Source organism: Pseudomarimonas salicorniae (assembly GCF_023156535.1).
GTDB lineage: Bacteria > Pseudomonadota > Gammaproteobacteria > Xanthomonadales > Xanthomonadaceae > Pseudomarimonas > Pseudomarimonas salicorniae.
The window spans coordinates 120,438-137,333 of sequence record NZ_JALNMH010000004.1; the positions used below are offsets into that span (position 1 = coordinate 120,438).

Consider the following 16,896-nt stretch of genomic DNA (forward strand, 5'->3'; position numbering starts at 1 on the left):
TGGCCCCCGACCGGCTGCGCGCCGGAATCGACCTCCACTTCCCCAGAAGCCAGACCCTCCTCACCGGGACCCGCGAATGATTGAGTTCGGTCACCTGAGCCACGTCGGTCTGCGTCGCGAACACAACGAGGACACCTACTACGGTGACGCCGACCTCGGTCTGTGGCTGGTGGCCGACGGCATGGGCGGTCACGAGTTCGGCGAGGTGGCGAGCGCGCTGGCCCGGGAGACCATCGTCAGCGAGGTGCGCGGGGGCCGCAGCCTGGCCGAGGCCATCCGCCTCGCCGACCAGGAAATCCTGCGTCAGTCCCAGCGCCGGGCCGAGGCCCTCCCCATGGGCACCACGATCGCCGCGGTGCTGGTCCGCGACAACCGCTTCGAGGTGGGCTGGGTCGGTGACAGTCGCGCCTACCTCTGGAACGGCGAGCTGCGCCAGGTCTCGCAGGATCATTCCTACGTGCAGGAACTGATCGAGCAGGGCGCGATCACTCCCGAGCAGGCGCGCACCCATCCGCACCGCAATGTGGTGACCCAGGCGCTGGGCGTGACCGACCCGAGCAGCCTCAAGATCGAGACCATCTCCGGCGAGTTCAAGCCGGGCATGCAGCTGTTGCTGTGCAGCGATGGACTGACCGAGGAGGTCGATGACGCCCAGATCGCTCGCCTGCTGTCGCGGGATGATCTGACCGCCCAGGAATGCGTTGAACAGCTGATCATGGCCGCCCTTGATGGCGGCGGCTCGGACAACGTCACCGTGGTGCTGATCCGGCAGCGCTGAGCGCCGCCGCCGGGCGGCCGCCAACCCGGCCCCGCCGTCTCGCTATACTTCCGCCTTTGACGCCGGGTACCGACGCCACGATGAATCCGAATTTCCTCGACTTCGAACAGCCGATCGCCGAGCTGGAGGCCAAGATCTCCGAGCTGCGCCACGCCAGCCACGGTTCGGCATTCAATATCGACGAGGAGATCGGCAAGCTCCGCGAGAAGCTGAAGACACGCACCGCGGAGATCTTCCGCGCGCTGACGCCCTGGCAGGTCTCGCAGATCGCGCGCCACCCGCAGCGACCCTACACCCTCGACTACCTGAAGCTGATCGCCGAGGAGTTCGAGGAACTGGCCGGCGATCGTGCGTTCGCCGATGACCCGGCGATCGTTGGCGGCCTGGCGCGGATCGAAGGCCGCCCGGTGGTGGTGATCGGTCACCAGAAGGGCCGCGACACCAAGTCCAAGATCCGCCGCAATTTCGGCATGCCGCGTCCGGAGGGCTATCGCAAGGCCCTGCGCCTGATGAAGCTTGCCGAGCGCTTCAAGCTGCCGCTGCTGACCTTCATCGATACCCCGGGCGCCTACCCCGGCGTCGGCGCCGAGGAGCGCGGCCAGAGCGAGGCCATCGCCCGCAACCTGATCGAGATGGCCGAGCTGCGCGTGCCCGTGGTCTGCACGGTGATCGGCGAGGGCGGCTCCGGCGGCGCGCTGGCCATCGGCGTCGGCGACCGCACCCTGATGCTCGAATACAGCACCTACTCGGTCATTTCGCCCGAGGGCTGTGCCTCGATCCTGTGGAAGAGCGCCGAACGCGCCCGCGACGCCGCCGAGGCGCTGGGCCTCACGGCTCCGCGCCTGCAGGAGCTCGGCCTGATCGACCAGATCGTCAGGGAGCCGCTCGGTGGCGCCCACCGCAACGTCGAGGAGATGGCCGGCCGGCTCAAGGACGTGCTGCTATCCCAGCTCGACCAGCTCGGCGCCCTCGACGTGCAGACCCTCCTCGAGAAGCGCTACGCACGGATCCGCCAGTACGGTCGCTTCCACGAGGGCTGAGGCCCCGGTCCAGCCCGCCCTACCGGACTGCCCTTCGGCCTACCGAGCCATGCACGGGGACCGACGGCGCGACCCGGCCACGACCGAGCAACCGGGCTGACGGGCCGCGCAGGGCGTACCGGCCGAAGTTCACGGGCGATGCGCCAGTGCGAACGGTGGGCGCAAAGAAGACCTTCCACAACACCCGAATGTAGGAGCCAGCTTGCTGGCGATCGTCCCATCCGGGGCGCCTATCGCCAGCAAGCTGGCTCCTACACGCAAGGGCGCTGCCAAGTCCGGTTTGCGCCGCAAAGCAGACCTTGCCGCAGTCAAATTGTGGGAGCGTCCTTGGGCGCGACCGCAGCGCTACGCATTCACCGAGGACCGCGGCCAGAGCGGATTTCCGCGGTCGCGCCCAAGGGCACTTCCACAGTCGGGCTTCGTTGGGCGACAGCGAGCCCCATAGGGTGTGCATTGGGCGCACCGATACGGGCGTTCGGACGATACGCCCGGTGCGGCCAGCCGCACCCTATGAATGTCTGCTCTGCGCCCTTCGTTTCCTCTCACGTGTCGCCCGGGCCGCTGGAATGGCAGGCCCGGGAGGCCAGCTGGTGCCGCGCGCGGAGAGCCAGAGGGCTGGCGCGGCTCAGTCCTCGTCGGGCCAGCGGATCGCCGGCTTGGCGGCTGGGGCGCCGCGCGGCGCGGGCTGGGCGGCATAGGCCTGCCACACCGCCAGTGCCTCGCGGGTTGGGGCCACATCGTGGACGCGAAGAATGCGCGCGCCCTGCTCAGCGGCCAGAATGGCCGCGACCGCCGAACCCACCACACGCTGGTCCACCGGCAACCCGGTCACCGCGCCGATCATCGACTTCCGCGACAGGCCGGCGAGCAGCGGAACGCCCAGATCGACAAACCGGCCGAGCTGACGGAGCAGCCGATAGTTGTGATCGACGCTCTTGCCGAAGCCGAAACCGGGATCGACCAGCAGGCGTCGCTTGTCGATGCCGGCCATCTCGCAGGCAAAGATGCGCTCCGCGAGAAAGCGATGCACGTCGGCAGCGACGTCGTCGTACTGCGGATCGTCCTGCATGGTCCGCGGCGCGCCCTGCATGTGCATCAGGCAGACCGCCACCCGGCTTGCGGCGACCGCGTCCAGCGCGCCGTCGGCGCGCAGGGCGTTGACGTCATTGATCATGTGCGCGCCTGCCTCGATCGCCGCGCGCATCACCTCTGGCTTGCTGGTATCCACCGAGACCGGCACGTCGACCGCGTCGACCAGTCGCTCCAGCACCGGAATCACCCGCGCCAGCTCGGTGGCGGCGGCGACCGCCTCCGCACCGGGCCGGGTCGACTCGCCACCGATGTCGAGCAGGTCGGCGCCCTCCTCCACCAGCTTCTGCGCATGCGCCACCGCGGCCTCGACATCGGCCAGGGCCCCGCCGTCGGAAAACGAGTCCGGAGTGACGTTGACGATGCCCATGATGCGCGGGCGATCCAGCAGCAGCGGACGGCCGGCGCAGTCGAGGGTGGGCGTGGTATCGAACATGGGGTGGGAGTCGGGAGTCGGGAGTCGGGAGTCGGGAGCGGCTCAGGCTAGAGGGTGTGGTCAGCAGAGATCAAGCGCCAGCGACGGCCCCGGAAACAGCAAGGCCCGCTTGCGCGGGCCTTGAGGGTGAGCTGGCGCTTCAAGCCGCGGCGCTCAGGTCTGGGCCGCGGGCCCGCCGATCACGGGGCTGCCGGAGTCTCCGCCGCCTGGCTTGCCGGGGTCGGCCTTGGAGTCCTCATCCCAGTCCGCCGGCGGACCAGGCCGGCGACCTTCCATGATGTCGTCGATCTGCCGCGCGTCGATGGTCTCGTACTTGAGCAGCGTGTCAGCCATCACGTGCAGCTTCTCGATGTTCTCGGTCAGAATCTCACGCGATTTCTGGTAGGCGCGATCAAGGATGGAGCGCACAACCTCATCGATCTTGCGCGCGGTCTCGTCCGAGACGTTCTTGTGCTGGGTCACCGAGCGGCCAAGGAACACCTCGTCCTCCTGCTCCCCATAGGCCACCGGCCCCATCTCGTCGGACAGGCCCCACTTGGTGACCATGTTGCGCGCCATCTGGGTGGCCCGCTCGATGTCGTTGCTGGCGCCGGTGGTGACCTTGTCGACACCGAAGATCAGCTCCTCGGCGACGCGGCCACCGTACAGCGAGCACAGCATCGATTCGATCTGGGTGCGGTTGTGGCTGTACTTGTCGCCCTCGGGCAGGTACATGGTCACGCCCAGCGCGCGGCCACGCGGGATGATGGTGACCTTGTAGACCGGGTCGTGCTCGGGCACCACGCGGCCGACGATGGCGTGACCGGCCTCGTGGTAGGCGGTGAGCTTCTTCTCGTCCTCGCTCATCACCATCGAGCGCCGCTCGGCGCCCATCATGATCTTGTCCTTGGCCCGGTCGAAGTGCGTCATGCGCACTTCCTTGGCGTTCTCGCGGGCGGCGAACAGGGCGGCCTCGTTGACCAGGTTGGCGAGGTCGGCACCGGAAAAGCCCGGGCAGCCGCGCGCGATAACCGAGGGCTCGACGTTGTCGGCCAACGGCACCTTGCGCATGTGCACCTTGAGGATCTGTTCGCGGCCGCGCACGTCGGGCAGCGGCACCACCACCTGACGGTCGAAGCGGCCCGGGCGCAGCAGGGCCGGGTCGAGCACGTCCGGACGGTTGGTGGCGGCGATGACGATGATGCCCTCGCTGCCCTCGAAGCCGTCCATCTCGACCAGCAGCTGGTTCAGGGTCTGCTCGCGCTCGTCATGTCCGCCGCCAAGGCCCGCACCGCGGTGGCGGCCGACAGCGTCGATCTCGTCGATGAAGATGATGCACGGGGCGTGCTTCTTGGCCTGCTCGAACATGTCGCGCACGCGGGAAGCGCCGACGCCGACGAACATCTCGACGAAGTCCGAACCCGAGATCGAGAAGAATGGCACCTTGGCCTCACCGGCAATGGCCTTGGCCAGCAGGGTCTTGCCGGTGCCGGGCGAGCCGACCATCAGCACGCCACGCGGAATCTTGCCTCCGAGCTTCTGGAATTTGCCCGGATCGCGCAGGAACTCAACCAATTCGGAGACTTCCTGCTTGGCCTCGTCACAGCCGGCAACGTCGGCGAAGGTCACCTTGACCTGATCCTCGGCCAGCATCTTGGCCCGCGAGCGGCCGAAGCTCATCGCCCCGCGGCCACCGCCGCCGGACTGTAGCTGGCGCATGAAGAAGATGAAGATGCCGATGAAAATCAGATAGGGCAGCAGGTTGATCAGGATGTAGGTCAGCGAGGGACCGCTCGGCGGCGGCGCCTGCTCGATCTGCACCTTGTGGTTGAGCAGGTCGTTGACCAGGTAGTCGTCGCCGGGATTGATCGTGGTGAACTTGCTGCCGTCACGGCGCTCGCCGGTGATCGTGACGCGGTCCTCCTCGATGCGCACGCGCGAGACCGCGTCAGAGCGCACCTGGGCGATGAACTCGTCGTAATTGAGGCTCTGCACGCCGCCGCCGCGCGGGGCAAAGCTCTGGAAGACAGCCATCAGCACGAAGGCGATGACAATCCAGAGCAGCAGATTCTTGGCCAAGTCGTTCATCGATTACGCCTTTGCAATACAGCAGTTCAACACTTCGGTCGGGGGGTCACGCCGATTCAGGATGCCTTGCGGCCCGTCGCCAGCACGTAAACCTCGGGAGACCGTTTCCGGGATGCGCTCGGCTTCTTCACCTGCACCTTCGCATAGCGCCGGCGTAGATCAAGCAGGAACGCATCGGATCCGACACCCTGGAACATCTTGACCAGCAGGCTGCCGCCTTCAACCAGATGGCTGTCGGCAAAGTCACGGGCCAGTTCGACCAGGTACATCGCCCGCGCACGGTCGACGGCTTCCACTCCAGACATATTGGGGGCCATGTCGGACAACACAAGATCCACCTTGCGACCCTCCAGGGCGGCCTCCAGCCTCGACAGTGCTTCCTCTTCTCTGAAATCACCGTGAATGAAGGTGACCCCCGCAATGGGCGGCATCTCGAGGATATCCATGGCGATGATCCGCCCGGATTCGCCCAGCTCGCGGGCCAGGACCTGGCACCACCCGCCCGGGGCCGCACCGAGGTCGACCACGCTCATCCCCTTCTTCAGCAGGCGGTTGCGGTCGATCAGCTCTTCCAGCTTGTAGGCGGCGCGGGAGCGCAATCCCTCGGCCTGGGCCTTCTTCACGAAGGGGTCCGAGAAGTGCTCCTTGAGCCAGCGGTGGCTGCTTCTGCTGCGGGCCATGCGTCGACCGTCGATTCAAAGACGCCATGATACCCTTGCCGCCCTTCTCAGACCTGCCCGATCGGTCATGGCCCAGTCGCTATCCGCTGCCCAGAAGCGCCACCTGCGCGCGCTTGCCCACCACCTCAAGCCGGTCATCCTGATGGGCGCCAAGGGGGTGACCGAATCCCTGACCGCCGAACTTGCCCTGGCGCTTGAGCGCCACGAACTGGTCAAGGTGAAGCTGGCGGCCGATGACCGCGAGGAGCGCGACGCGGTCATCGAAGCGCTGACCTCGGCCACCGGCGCGGCCCTGGTCCAACGGATCGGCAATATCGCCGTCCTGTTCCTGCGCAACACCAAGCAGCCGCTGATTGTCCTGCCGCGGGCGCCGTGAGCCTGCAGCAGCAACTTCCGGATGGCGGGCTTCGAGTCCGCTGGGTTCGCGAAGACGGGCTCGGCGTCGGCGAGGAGTCCCTGAGCACCAGCCTGCTGCTGGAGCCCGATCGCTGGACTCCGTGGGCGCCCGTAAGCTTCGAGGAGATCGACGAGGCTGCGATCGAATCGCTTCTGGCGCTGTCCCCGGAACTGATCCTGCTGGGCACCGGGAACCGCCAGCGGTTCCTGCCGCCACGGCTGCAGGCCCGCCTTCTGGCGGCCGGAGTCGGGGTCGAGTGCATGGACAACGGAGCCGCCGCACGGACCTTCAACCTGCTGGCCGATGAAGGCCGCCGGGTTCTTGCGGCATTCCTGATCGAGACCTCGGGCTAGCCGGGCAGCTACCGCTTGGGCAACACGCCCAGCGGATCGACCGGGCGGCCGTTCCGCCGCACCTCGAAATGCAGCATGTCGCGTGAGGTGCCGGTGCGGCCGAGTTCGGCGATCTGCTGGCCGCCACGCACCGCCTCGCCTTCGTTGACCAGGCGCTTCCGATTGTGGCCGTAGGCCGAGAGCCAGGTCTCGTCATGCTTGACGATGATCAGTTCGCCGTAGCCGATCAGGCCGGAGCCCGAGTACACCACCACCCCGTCGGCAGCGGCGCGCACCGGATCCCCGCCGCGGCCGGCGAGGTTGACGCCCTGACGGGTCGGATCACCCGCCAGGTAGCGGCTGACGATCTGTCCTTCGGCCGGCCACTGCCAGCGGGGCGGACCAGCGGGCAGGCTGGGCGTGACTGACGGAGTCACCGGCGCAGGCGTGCCGGTCACCGGCGCGCTCGAAGGAGGCGCGCCCGGGGGCGGCTGTGGCCTAGCCGTGGGGGGCGGCGTAGACCCCGATGCGGGCCTTGCCGGCTGCTCGGCGACGATGGGCGCGATCACGCCGCGCGCCTCCCGCGTCGGACGAGCCGGCGCAGTCGGTTGGGCCGTCGTCCCCGCGCTCAGGCGCAGGCGCTGGCCCGGATAGATCGTGTACGGAGGACCGATGCCGTTCATCGAGGCCAGCTCGCGGTAGTCCATGCCGTGGCGGAAGGCGATGCCATACAGGGTGTCGCCGCGAACCACCTCGTAGAGCCCGGTCGGCGTGCCCCGCGGCTGCGGCCGATCGCTGGGTTCGACGCGCACAGAACGCTGCGGCGCGCAGGCGGAAAGGAGCCCGCAGAGCAGTGCCAGCAGCAGCGCACGGCCGACTGGGCTCATGGGCGACCCCACTCCCACCAGGCGAGCCCTACCACGACCAGCAGCACCACCGCCCAGCCAAGCCCCTCGATGTAGCGGCGCAACATCGGCTCCATCCTCGGCCCGCCCCAGGCCATCAGTGCGCCAACCAGGAAAAAGCGCCCGCCGCGGCCGATCAGCGATCCGAGAAGGAAGGGCAAGAAGCCGATGCCGGTGGCCCCAGAGGCGATGGTGAACACCTTGTAGGGGATCGGCGTGAACCCGGCGACGAAGACGATCCAGAACCCGTAGCGGGTGAACAGGGCCTGGATCTTTTCGAAGGTTTCGACCTTGCCCCAGGCCTCAAGCAGCGGCCAGATCAGCTCAAGGGCGAAGGCGCCCAGCAGGTAGCCAATCACGCCGCCGAGCACCGAAGCCACGGTGCATATCGCGGCAAACCTTACCCAGCGCGGCGGCGTGGCCAGGCTCATCGGCGCGAGCATCACATCGGGCGGGATCGGGAAGAACACGGACTCGGCCGCGCTCATGCCGGCGAGATAGCGCTCGGCATGCGGGTGCGCTGCCCATTGAAGGCAGCGATCATAAAGGGGGCCGAACAGGCGCATCAGCGCACTCCGCCAAGCAGGGGAACAAAACTCACGGCGCCAAGCGCCTCCGGTTGCCAGCGTCCTTCGACTTGGCGGAAGCGCAACAGCCACTGCTGCTCGGGGGGGCCGACCGGGGCCACCAGCACGCCGTCGGGCGCCAGCTGCGCGAACAGCTGCGGGTCAACCGACTCGGCAGCGGCGGTGACGATGATGGCGTCGAAGGGGGCATGCTCGGGCCAGCCGAGGCGGCCGTCGTCGTAGCGGGAGCGCAGATTCTCGATACCCAGCTTGCGGAAACGCCGGCGGGCCGTGCGCAGCAACTCGTCGATGCGCTCGACGGTGTAGACCTCTTCAACCAGGCTGGCGAGCACCGCTGCCTGATAGCCGGAACCTGTGCCGAGCTCAAGCACGCGGGTCGGCATGCCGTGCTCGATCAGGGCTTCGGTCATCCTCGCGACCACCCAGGGCTGGGAGATGGTCTGGCCAAGGCCGATCGGCAGCGCTGTGTCCTCGTAGGCACGACTGGCCAGGGCCTCGTCGATGAACAGATGGCGCGGCAGCAGGCGGATGGCCTCCAGCACACGCGGGTCGCGGATCGGTTCGACGGCGCGGCCGTTGGCAGCGCGGCCCGAGCGCAGCGAATCGACCAAGCGGTCGCGGGCGCGCTGCGAGGTCATGCCGAGACCCTGGGCGGCTGCGCCCAGCTTGAACACCGGACTCATCACGGACGGGCGAGCACCTGGCTCAGACCGGACACCCAGCTGGAGACCTTCTCCAGCGCCTGATACCGGGTGAGGTCGACATGGATCGGGGTGATCGAGATGTGCCCCATGCGCACGGCGTGGAAATCGGTACCCGGGCCGGCATCCTGCTCCTCGCCGGCGGCACCGATCCAGTACACGGTGCGGCCACGCGGATCCTGCTGGGCCACGCAGGGCTCGGCTCGGTGGCGCTGACCGAGCCGGGTGACCTCGAAGCCACGCACCTCGCTCCAGGCGCGGTCGGGCACGTTGACGTTGAGGATGGTGTTGGCCGGCAGGGGATCGACGAGCAACCGGGCCATGATCTCGCAAGCTGCGCGCGCTGCCGTCTCGAAGAACCTGCCCTGGTGATTGCCGGTCGCCAGCGACATGGCGATCGCAGGCAAGCCCAGGAAGCGTCCCTCCATCGCCGCGGCGACGGTCCCGGAATAGATCACGTCGTCGCCCATGTTGGCGAAGTTGTTGATCCCGGACACCACGATGTCGGGCTCCTCGTCCATCAGGCCGGTGAGCGCAAGATGCACGCAGTCGGTCGGCGTGCCGGACACGCTGAAGATGCCGTCACCGACCTGCTTGGTGCGCAGCGGCTGGTCGAGGGTCAGCGAGTTGCTGGCGCCGGAACGGTCGCGATCCGGGGCAACGATGGTGACCTGGTGTCCGGCGGCCCGGAGGTAGTCGCCGAGGATCCGGATACCCGGCGCGTCGACACCGTCATCGTTGCTGACAAGAACACGCATGGAAACGCCAACACTCCGCGCGCCCGGACTGCGGGCATACCGCCTTATTCTGCCACGCCGCGGTGCTGCTTCGGAGCGCCCGTCTCCGAACTGTGCGCTGGGCAAGTTGCATCACCCGCCGTGCTGCGAGATGCTGCGCCGCATCCAGCGTCCTTGGCTAATCAATGGCTGCCCTTCGCGTCATCAAGAAGTATCCCAACCGTCGTCTCTACGACACCGAGATCTCCAGCTACATCACGCTGGAAGACGTCCGCCAGCTGATCGGCGAAGGCGTCGAATTCGAGGTCCGCGACGCCCGCTCCGGTGAGGACCTGACCCGTTCGGTGCTGCTGCAGATCATCGCCGAGCATGAGGAACGCGGACAGCCGATGTTCTCGACCCGGCTGCTCAGCCAGATCATCCGCTTCTACGGTGACTCGCTGCAGGGCTTCATGGGCAGCTACCTGGAACGCAGCATGCAGCTGTTCCTCGATCAGCAGACCCAGTTCCGCAGCCAGCTCAGCAATCTTCTTGGACAGACGCCCTGGACCATGCTGAACCAGATGACCGAGCGCAATCTTGAGGCCTGGAAGCAGATGCAGGCCGGCATGCTCGGCAACCTGCGCGCTGCCGGCAAGGGCGAGACCGACAAGCCGCCGCCCAAGTCCGGACGCTGAGTCGACACCCGCCGAGCGGGTGAACCAACCAGGCTAGACGGCCGCGGCGCCGGCCTCGAATCGGCACACTACCCTGAGCCCACCGGAGGGCTCGATCTCGACATGCGCCTGGCCGCCGCGTGCGAACACGCGGTCGCGCACCGCCTGCAGGTCGGATTCGGCCCTGACCGCCTCGAGGTTCAGTGGTGAGCGGCAGAGCAGCCGGATGTCCAACTCGACCTCCGGCGGGACGCCGGCGCCCACCACCACACGCACTTCCATCAGCACCGCGTTCGAATAGCGCATGGCCAGCGCCATCAGGTGCTGGACGATGCGGTAGGCCTGCATCCGGTCCAGTTCGGCCAGGCGCCGTTCGTCACCCTCGATGGTGACCCGGGTCTCCACGCCGGCCTCGCTGAGCGCCCGGGCAGAGGGCCCACCGCGCAGCGCCTCGGCCAGCCCGCCGCTGCTCATGGCCCGTGGCTGGAGGTTCTCCAGGCAGTCGTCGGCCGCGTCCCGCAGGGCGTGGACGTGGGTGCGCAATTCGTCCAGCATCGCCATCAGCTCGGGCCGGTCGACCCGGCGCACCAGAAGCGAAAGCTGGGTGCCGAGGATGGTGATCTGCTGACTGAGCTCGCCGCGTAGATCGGCACGAATGCGCTGGCGCTCGTCCTCCTGGGCTCGAACCAGGCGCCTTCCCAGCTCGCGCATCTCGGCGGTTTGCGACTGCAGCCGCGCGTTCGCTTCGGCCAGCTCATCAAGCCCGCGCTGCATGCGCTCGCGCAGACGCCTTTCAAAGCCGACCCATGAGCCGAAGATCAGGCCGGCCACGCCGATCACCGCCAGATAGAACTGCAGTAGCGAAGCGATCTGCGGCGAGAAGTGCGCGCGTCCGGTGGCATACACCGCGGCGCTGACCAGGGCGAAGGCCAGCGCCGCCCCGCGCCAGCCGGACTGCCGGGCCAGGTAGAGCGGTGCCCCAAGGGCGAACAGGGCCACATAGGGCAAGGCCTGTGGCTGGTTCGAGGCGACCACGGCCAGGACGATACCCAGCGGCACTACGCTGTAGGCAAGGTCACGCCAGACCCGGCTCTGGCGCCAGGCGGCCCGGGGATCGCCGAACTGCACCAGCACCGGGCCGAGCAGGACCATGCCGACGAAGTCGCCGACCAACAGGCCGAACAGCGACTCGATCGTCGAGTCGCCGGCAAGGCGCCCATCGATGGCGCGCAGTGCGACCAGGTTCACCGCAGTCAGCGCCGAGGCGGCGAAGCCGACCATCAACAGCTGGGCGAATGACTGTGGGGTGCGCGGGAGTTCCTCCGCGCTCTGCCGACGCCAGAGCCAGACCGCCAGCGCATACAGCCCCCAGGGCACGCCGTTGGCCATGATCGAACCCGCCGGAGTGAAGCTTCCGCCGAAGTAGACAAGCGTTGCCGACGCTGCGATGTACTCCCCGAGCAGCAAGGCCCACCACCAGCGGACAGGCACCCTCAGCAGGGCCGCCACGCGGACGCCGACCGGCAGGAACCAGTAGTCGTTGGAGACCAGGAGGCCCAGCGCCCAGGCCACCGGGTAGAGCAGCAGGGCCGCCGCCAGCCAGCCACCCGTCAGGGCCCAGTAGCGCGGACCGCGCATCATCGTCTCCCCTGGCCCCGGCAGCCCGGACGCTCCCCTGCGCCCGATGCTGCCTCTGCGCGGCCGCGCATCACTCGCTGCGGCGACCCAGCCAGGCGTCGATAGCCGGCGGTACCTCGCGCTGGGCGCGGCCGGAGACATAGATGCCGATGTGCCCGCCCTTGAAGCTCAGCTCGGAGTAGTCATCGCTGCCGACCACCCGCGACAGCGCCCGCGACGCCGCCGGCGGAACCAGATGGTCCTGCTCGGCGAAGATGTTGAGGACCGGCATGTCGACGCGGGCGAGGTCGATCTCATGGTCGCCGATGCGCAGGCCGCCCTCGATCAGCTTGTTGCCCTGGTAGAAATCGCGGATGAACTGCCGGAAAGCCTCGCCGGCCTGATCGGGCGAGTCGAAGATCCATTTCTCCATGCGCAGGAAATTGCGCACCTCTTCCGGACGGTCGAGGATGTCGATCAGGCCAAGATACTTCTGCCCGTTGAGACGGAAGGGCTTGAGGGTCAGGTAGCACCAGTTCATCAGGTCGCCCGGTACGTTGCCGAGGCTGTCGACCATCAGGTCCACGTCGATCTCGCGGCACCAGTGCGAAAGCATGTTGTCCGGCGTGTGGAAATCGACCGGAGTCACCATGGTGACGAGGTTCCGGATCTTCTCCGGGTGCATCGCGGCGTAGCACAGAGAGAACGCGCCGCCCTGGCAGACGCCGAGCAGATTGATCGAGCCCACCCCGCAGCGCGCGCGAAGCGCTTCGACACAGCCGTCGAGCACACCGTTGAGGTAGTCGTCCAGGGTCATGAAGCGATCGGAGCCGTCTGGATAGCCCCAATCGATCAGGTAGACGTCGTGCCCCGCAGCCAGCAGCGAGCGGACGATGGAGCGGTCCTCCTGCAGGTCGACCATGTAGGGACGATTGACCAGGGCATAGCTGATCAACAGTGGCGTCCGGCGGGTCGGGCCGCGCTCGCCGATGAAGCGGTAGAGCACCGCCTTGCCGTCCTGGTGGATCGCCTCGCGAGGGGTACAGCCGTAGTCGTAGTCGCCGATCTCGGTCAGCGTCTTCAGGCCGGCGCCAAGCTTCTGCTGCATCCGTGCCGCTTCCTCGGCGATGCGCTCCGGACCGAAGTTGAGGGGGCCGAACATGGGCGTTGCTCCTTAGGAACTGCGGCGGGGGGCGGACTTCTTCGCGCCTGCCTTGCTGGCGGTGGACTTCGGCTTGCGCGCGGCCGCCTTCTTCGCGGTCGGGGCACGCTTGCGCCCCGTGCCGGTTGCCGGGGCGCTCTCACGGCGCGCCGGCTTCGCCGGCGAAGCGGAGTTTCCTCCCCGCAACGCGGCCAGCTCGGCGCGCAGCGCTCGCAGCTCGCGGGACATCTGCTGGAGCTTGCGGTGGGTACCGTCCATTTCGCTGCGCGTCGGCATGCCGAGCTGGGCGGCGTGCTGCTCGGCCTCGGCCTGCACCCGCTGACGCAGGCGCATCTGGGTGTTCACCAGCTCGCCGTAGGCACTGCGGAAGTCGGGCGACATCGCCACCTCGGCGTAGGCCTCCTCGGCGGCGTCGACCCAAAGGTCGTAGACGGCGCGCGCCGTATCGAGCTGTCGCCCTGGCTCGCTGCGTTCGACGAGCTTGTTCTCGAAGCGCTCCATGCCGCGCTGGCTGGCCTTGACCAGCAGCGCGTTGTATTCGGCCTGGGCGCGGGCATGGTCGCTGGCGGCCTGCTGCAGGGCTTGCCAATGCTGCTGGCGCTCACGGCTGTAGCCGAAGGCTGGCAGCTGGAACTGCGATTCGATGCTGCGGCGCATCGGCTCCAACAATTCCATAAGGTCCTGGCCGGCCTTCTCGAAACCCCGGGCGCCCTCGCCGTTGACCGCGCGCAGCGCGTCGAGCATGGGATTGCCCTCGCCCAGCGCGCCGCGCCACATCCCGGCCAGCTTGCCGGCATCCAGCGGCTCACCAGCCCCCATCCGTCCGGCAGCCGCCTGCAGGAACTCCATGAACTGTCGCCCCTGTTCGGCCATGGACTGGGCCGCGTGGCCAGCATCGGACATCGACTCGGGCATGACCCGGCCAAAGGCCGCCGCCGGGCTGCTCCACGAGTTGGCGTCCGCACCCATGGCATCACGGGCGAGGCCGGTCCAGCTGTCCCAGAACTGCTTGCCGGCAGCGAACAGATCGCTGTCGGCGCTCGACTTGCCCGCCATTCACTACTCCTCGAGACCCGGCCGCCCGGGCGTCTCTGCACGATGTTAACAAGCAAGTCCGCGCGGCATCAGGCGACTTGGCGCGCTGGAAACGAAAAAGCGGACCGAAGTCCGCTTTTTCGCTGCAGCCGGTTGACAGGGCGAGATCAGCTCGCTGCGTCTTCCAGCACGGCCTTCATCGACAGGCGGATGCGGCCCTGCTTGTCGACTTCCAGCACCTTGACCTTGACCACATCGCCTTCCTTGAGCTTGTCCGAGACCTTCTCGACGCGCTCGTTGGAGATCTGCGACACGTGAACGAGGCCATCCTTGCCCGGCGCGATGGTCACGAAGGCGCCGAAGTCCATCAGCTTGGCGACCTTGCCTTCGTAGATCCGTCCCGGCTCGACGTCCGAGGTAATCTGCTCGATGCGTGCCTTGGCCGCTTCGGCGGCGGCGCGGTTGACCGACGCGATGACGATGGTGCCGTCGTCCTGGATGTCGATCTGCGTGCCGGTTTCCTTGGTGATGGCCTGGATGGTCGAGCCACCCTTGCCGATCACCTCGCGGATCTTGTCCGGATGGATGCGCATGGTCAGCAGGCGCGGGGCGTACTCGGACATCTCGGCGCGCGGCTGCGACAGGCCCTTGGCCATCTCGCCGAGGATGTGCAGGCGACCTTCCTTGGCCTGCTCCAGGGCGATCTTCATGATCTCCTCGGTGATGCCCTCGATCTTGATGTCCATCTGCAGGGCGGAGATGCCCTCGGAGGAACCGGCCACCTTGAAGTCCATGTCGCCGAGGTGATCCTCATCGCCCAGGATGTCGGACAGGACGACAAAGCGCTCGCCTTCCTTGACCAGGCCCATGGCGATGCCGGCCACCGGCGCCTTGACCGGCACGCCCGCGTCCATCAGCGCCAGCGAGGAGCCGCAGACCGACGCCATCGACGAGGAGCCGTTCGACTCGGTGATCTCGGAGACTACGCGAACCGTGTAGGGGAACTCTTCCATGCTCGGCATCACTGCCAGCACGCCGCGCTTGGCAAGGCGGCCGTGGCCGATCTCGCGACGCTTCGGCGCGCCGAAGCGCCCGCACTCACCGACCGAGAAGGGCGGGAAGTTGTAGTGGAACAGGAAGTTTTCCTTGTACTCACCGGCGACCGCATCGATGATCTGGCCGTCGCGCGCGGTGCCCAGGGTGACCATGACGATGGCCTGGGTCTCGCCGCGGGTGAACAGCGCGGAGCCGTGGGTGCGCGGCAGGACGCCGGCCTTGACGCTGATCGGGCGAACGGTGTTCAGCTGACGACCGTCGATGCGGACCTTGGTGTCGAGCACCGAGTCGCGCATGGTGCGGTATTCGATCTCACCGAACTCCTTGCCCAGCTCGGCGCTGCTCCAGCCTTCCGCCTCGGCCCTGGGAGCCAGCTTCTCCATCACCGACTTGCGGATGGCAGAGATGGCGTCGCGGCGCTGAAGCTTGTCGACGATCTTGAAGGCGTCGGCCAGCTGGCCGCCCACGGCTTCCTTGAGCGCGGCGATCAGCGATTCGTTCTTGACCGGAGCGGTCCACTCGCAGGTCTTGGCGCCGGCCTCGGCCACCAGTTCCTGGATGGCGTTGATCGCCTTCTGCATCTCACGGTGACCGAAGGTCACGGCGCCGAGCATCACTTCCTCGCTCAGCAGCTGCGCTTCGGACTCGACCATCAGCACCGCGTTCGCGGTACCGGCGACCACCAGCTCAAGCTTGGATTCCTTCAGCTCGGAGGCCGTCGGGTTGAGGATGTACTGGCCGTCCTTGTAGCCGACCTTGGCGGCTGCGATCGGGCCCTTGAACGGGGTGCCGGCCAGGGCCAGCGCCGCCGAGGCACCGATCATGGCCGGGATGTCGCCGTCGACTTCCGGGTTCAGCGAGATCACCTGGGCGATGATCTGGACTTCGTTCTTGTAGTCCTCCGGGAACAGCGGACGGATCGGACGGTCGATCAGGCGGGAAACCAGCGTTTCCTTTTCGGTCGGACGGCCTTCACGCTTGAAGAAGCCGCCGGGGATGCGTCCGCCGGCATAGAACTTCTCGACGTAGTCGACGGTGAGCGGGAAGAAATCCTGCCCCTCACGGCCCGACTTGGCGGCCACCGCGGTGACCAGCACCACCGTGCCGTCCACGGAGACCATGACGGCTCCGCTGGCCTGACGGGCGATCTCGCCGGTCTCGAGGGTGACAGTGTGCGATCCGTACTGGAACGACTTGGTTACTTTCGCCACGTTGTATTTGCCCTTATCTCAGTGTCTGGCCGGCGCCCGGCGGAAAGGCCGGCCCAAGGCCGGCCACGAGGGTCCGGCTCAGCGGCGCAGACCGAGACGCTCGATCAGCGTCTTGTAGCGCTCGGCATCGCTGGTCTTCAGGTAGCCGAGCAGCGAACGGCGCTGGTTGACGAGCTTGAGCAGACCGCGGCGGGAGTGATGATCCTGCTTGTGCACCTTGAAGTGCTCGGTGAGCTGCTCGATGCGCGCGGAGAGCAGGGCGACCTGCACTTCCGGGGACCCGGTGTCGTTCGGGCTGCGCTTGTATTCGTCGATGATCTTGCTGGTGTCGATGGACATGTGTGCCTCTTTGAGATGCGAAGTCGGCAGGAACTGCGGGATTACCCGCGGCACCGCCTGGCCCGCCGGTT

General features: G+C 67.5%; 17 protein-coding genes. 5 read left to right on the top strand and 12 right to left on the bottom strand.

Translation table 11 applies throughout. From position 1 onward, the window contains the following. Positions 1-76 precede the first annotated feature (76 nt). Positions 77-778, top strand: coding sequence for a PP2C family protein-serine/threonine phosphatase (locus M0G41_RS06240; protein ID WP_248206573.1), 702 nt, complete (start codon positions 77-79; stop codon positions 776-778). 80 nt (positions 779-858) lie between these two features. Further along, complete coding sequence (locus M0G41_RS06245) at positions 859-1,818, top strand: acetyl-CoA carboxylase carboxyltransferase subunit alpha (RefSeq protein ID WP_248206575.1); 960 nt, start codon at positions 859-861, stop codon at positions 1,816-1,818. A 625-nt stretch (positions 1,819-2,443) separates the two neighbouring features. On the opposite strand, the gene folP is transcribed toward M0G41_RS06245, so the two are convergent. From folP to rlmE, 3 genes are all read right to left on the bottom strand, one after another. Further along, complete coding sequence (gene folP, locus M0G41_RS06250; protein WP_248206576.1) at positions 2,444-3,343, bottom strand: dihydropteroate synthase; 900 nt, start codon at positions 3,341-3,343, stop codon at positions 2,444-2,446. A 153-nt stretch (positions 3,344-3,496) separates the two neighbouring features. Then, positions 3,497-5,410 (bottom strand): ATP-dependent zinc metalloprotease FtsH, encoded by a 1,914-nt coding sequence (ftsH, locus tag M0G41_RS06255; protein WP_248206578.1) that lies wholly within the window; start codon positions 5,408-5,410, stop codon positions 3,497-3,499. Positions 5,411-5,466: 56 nt separating this feature from the next. Next, positions 5,467-6,090 carry a 23S rRNA (uridine(2552)-2'-O)-methyltransferase RlmE gene (rlmE, locus tag M0G41_RS06260; protein WP_248206580.1) on the bottom strand — a complete coding sequence of 208 codons (624 nt, stop codon included), beginning with the start codon at positions 6,088-6,090 and terminating at the stop codon, positions 5,467-5,469. 67 nt (positions 6,091-6,157) lie between these two features. On the opposite strand from rlmE, the gene yhbY reads away from it, so the two are divergent. Together yhbY and M0G41_RS06270 are read left to right on the top strand one after the other, a co-directional pair. Continuing rightward, positions 6,158-6,466 (top strand): ribosome assembly RNA-binding protein YhbY, encoded by a 309-nt coding sequence (gene yhbY, locus M0G41_RS06265; protein WP_248206582.1) that lies wholly within the window; start codon positions 6,158-6,160, stop codon positions 6,464-6,466. Next, on the top strand, positions 6,463-6,840 hold the full coding sequence (locus M0G41_RS06270; RefSeq protein WP_248206585.1) for an Mth938-like domain-containing protein: 378 nt from the start codon (positions 6,463-6,465) through the stop codon (positions 6,838-6,840). The genes yhbY and M0G41_RS06270 overlap by 4 nt, the downstream gene beginning before the upstream one ends. Positions 6,841-6,848: 8 nt before the next feature. Here the strand turns inward: M0G41_RS06270 and M0G41_RS06275 are convergent, their stop codons facing one another. Genes M0G41_RS06275 through surE form a run of 4 tightly spaced genes read right to left on the bottom strand, consistent with a single transcriptional unit; the run spans position 6,849 to position 9,770 of the window. Beyond that, a complete protein-coding gene (locus M0G41_RS06275) occupies positions 6,849-7,706 on the bottom strand; it encodes a peptidoglycan DD-metalloendopeptidase family protein (protein WP_248206587.1) in 858 nt (285 codons plus the stop codon). Beyond that, positions 7,703-8,290 carry a YqaA family protein gene (locus M0G41_RS06280; protein WP_248206589.1) on the bottom strand — a complete coding sequence of 196 codons (588 nt, stop codon included), beginning with the start codon at positions 8,288-8,290 and terminating at the stop codon, positions 7,703-7,705. The genes M0G41_RS06275 and M0G41_RS06280 overlap by 4 nt, the downstream gene beginning before the upstream one ends. Then, on the bottom strand, positions 8,290-8,994 hold the full coding sequence (locus M0G41_RS06285) for a protein-L-isoaspartate(D-aspartate) O-methyltransferase (protein ID WP_248206593.1): 705 nt from the start codon (positions 8,992-8,994) through the stop codon (positions 8,290-8,292). Before M0G41_RS06285 ends, M0G41_RS06280 begins: the two co-directional genes overlap by 1 nt. Beyond that, positions 8,994-9,770, bottom strand: coding sequence for a 5'/3'-nucleotidase SurE (surE, locus tag M0G41_RS06290; RefSeq protein WP_248206596.1), 777 nt, complete (start codon positions 9,768-9,770; stop codon positions 8,994-8,996). The genes M0G41_RS06285 and surE overlap by 1 nt, the downstream gene beginning before the upstream one ends. A gap of 164 nt (positions 9,771-9,934) precedes the next feature. Here surE and phaR point away from each other — a divergent pair, with 164 nt between their 5' ends. Next, positions 9,935-10,426 (top strand): polyhydroxyalkanoate synthesis repressor PhaR, encoded by a 492-nt coding sequence (gene phaR, locus M0G41_RS06295; RefSeq protein ID WP_248206598.1) that lies wholly within the window; start codon positions 9,935-9,937, stop codon positions 10,424-10,426. 33 nt (positions 10,427-10,459) lie between these two features. On the opposite strand, the gene M0G41_RS06300 is transcribed toward phaR, so the two are convergent. From M0G41_RS06300 to rpsO, 5 genes are all read right to left on the bottom strand, one after another. Further along, the gene (locus M0G41_RS06300) at positions 10,460-12,043 is read right to left on the bottom strand and encodes an MASE1 domain-containing protein (protein ID WP_248206600.1); all 1,584 of its coding nucleotides are present in this window, start codon (positions 12,041-12,043) and stop codon (positions 10,460-10,462) included. A 70-nt stretch (positions 12,044-12,113) separates the two neighbouring features. Next, on the bottom strand, positions 12,114-13,184 hold the full coding sequence (locus M0G41_RS06305; RefSeq protein ID WP_248206602.1) for a class III poly(R)-hydroxyalkanoic acid synthase subunit PhaC: 1,071 nt from the start codon (positions 13,182-13,184) through the stop codon (positions 12,114-12,116). 12 nt (positions 13,185-13,196) lie between these two features. Continuing rightward, entirely contained in the window at positions 13,197-14,240 is a 1,044-nt protein-coding gene (gene phaE / locus M0G41_RS06310) for a class III poly(R)-hydroxyalkanoic acid synthase subunit PhaE (RefSeq protein WP_248206603.1), read from the bottom strand. A 146-nt stretch (positions 14,241-14,386) separates the two neighbouring features. Beyond that, on the bottom strand, positions 14,387-16,486 hold the full coding sequence (pnp, locus tag M0G41_RS06315) for a polyribonucleotide nucleotidyltransferase (protein ID WP_248206606.1): 2,100 nt from the start codon (positions 16,484-16,486) through the stop codon (positions 14,387-14,389). Positions 16,487-16,564: 78 nt separating this feature from the next. Beyond that, positions 16,565-16,825 (bottom strand): 30S ribosomal protein S15, encoded by a 261-nt coding sequence (rpsO, locus tag M0G41_RS06320; RefSeq protein WP_248206610.1) that lies wholly within the window; start codon positions 16,823-16,825, stop codon positions 16,565-16,567. Between the last annotated feature and the right edge of the window lie 71 nt (positions 16,826-16,896).

Coding starts and splice junctions, on each gene's coding strand:
- folP (WP_248206576.1), bottom strand. CDS start 3,343: ATGTTCGATACCACGCCCACCCTCGACTGCGCCGGCCGTCCGCTGCTG.
- rpsO (WP_248206610.1), bottom strand. CDS start 16,825: ATGTCCATCGACACCAGCAAGATCATCGACGAATACAAGCGCAGCCCG.
- M0G41_RS06300 (WP_248206600.1), bottom strand. CDS start 12,043: ATGCGCGGTCCGCGCTACTGGGCCCTGACGGGTGGCTGGCTGGCGGCG.
- M0G41_RS06275 (WP_248206587.1), bottom strand. CDS start 7,706: ATGAGCCCAGTCGGCCGTGCGCTGCTGCTGGCACTGCTCTGCGGGCTC.
- M0G41_RS06245 (WP_248206575.1), top strand. CDS start 859: ATGAATCCGAATTTCCTCGACTTCGAACAGCCGATCGCCGAGCTGGAG.
- rlmE (WP_248206580.1), bottom strand. CDS start 6,090: ATGGCCCGCAGCAGAAGCAGCCACCGCTGGCTCAAGGAGCACTTCTCG.
- M0G41_RS06305 (WP_248206602.1), bottom strand. CDS start 13,184: ATGTTCGGCCCCCTCAACTTCGGTCCGGAGCGCATCGCCGAGGAAGCG.
- M0G41_RS06240 (WP_248206573.1), top strand. CDS start 77: ATGATTGAGTTCGGTCACCTGAGCCACGTCGGTCTGCGTCGCGAACAC.
- surE (WP_248206596.1), bottom strand. CDS start 9,770: ATGCGTGTTCTTGTCAGCAACGATGACGGTGTCGACGCGCCGGGTATC.
- phaE (WP_248206603.1), bottom strand. CDS start 14,240: ATGGCGGGCAAGTCGAGCGCCGACAGCGATCTGTTCGCTGCCGGCAAG.
- M0G41_RS06285 (WP_248206593.1), bottom strand. CDS start 8,994: ATGAGTCCGGTGTTCAAGCTGGGCGCAGCCGCCCAGGGTCTCGGCATG.
- M0G41_RS06280 (WP_248206589.1), bottom strand. CDS start 8,290: ATGCGCCTGTTCGGCCCCCTTTATGATCGCTGCCTTCAATGGGCAGCG.
- yhbY (WP_248206582.1), top strand. CDS start 6,158: ATGGCCCAGTCGCTATCCGCTGCCCAGAAGCGCCACCTGCGCGCGCTT.
- phaR (WP_248206598.1), top strand. CDS start 9,935: ATGGCTGCCCTTCGCGTCATCAAGAAGTATCCCAACCGTCGTCTCTAC.
- ftsH (WP_248206578.1), bottom strand. CDS start 5,410: ATGAACGACTTGGCCAAGAATCTGCTGCTCTGGATTGTCATCGCCTTC.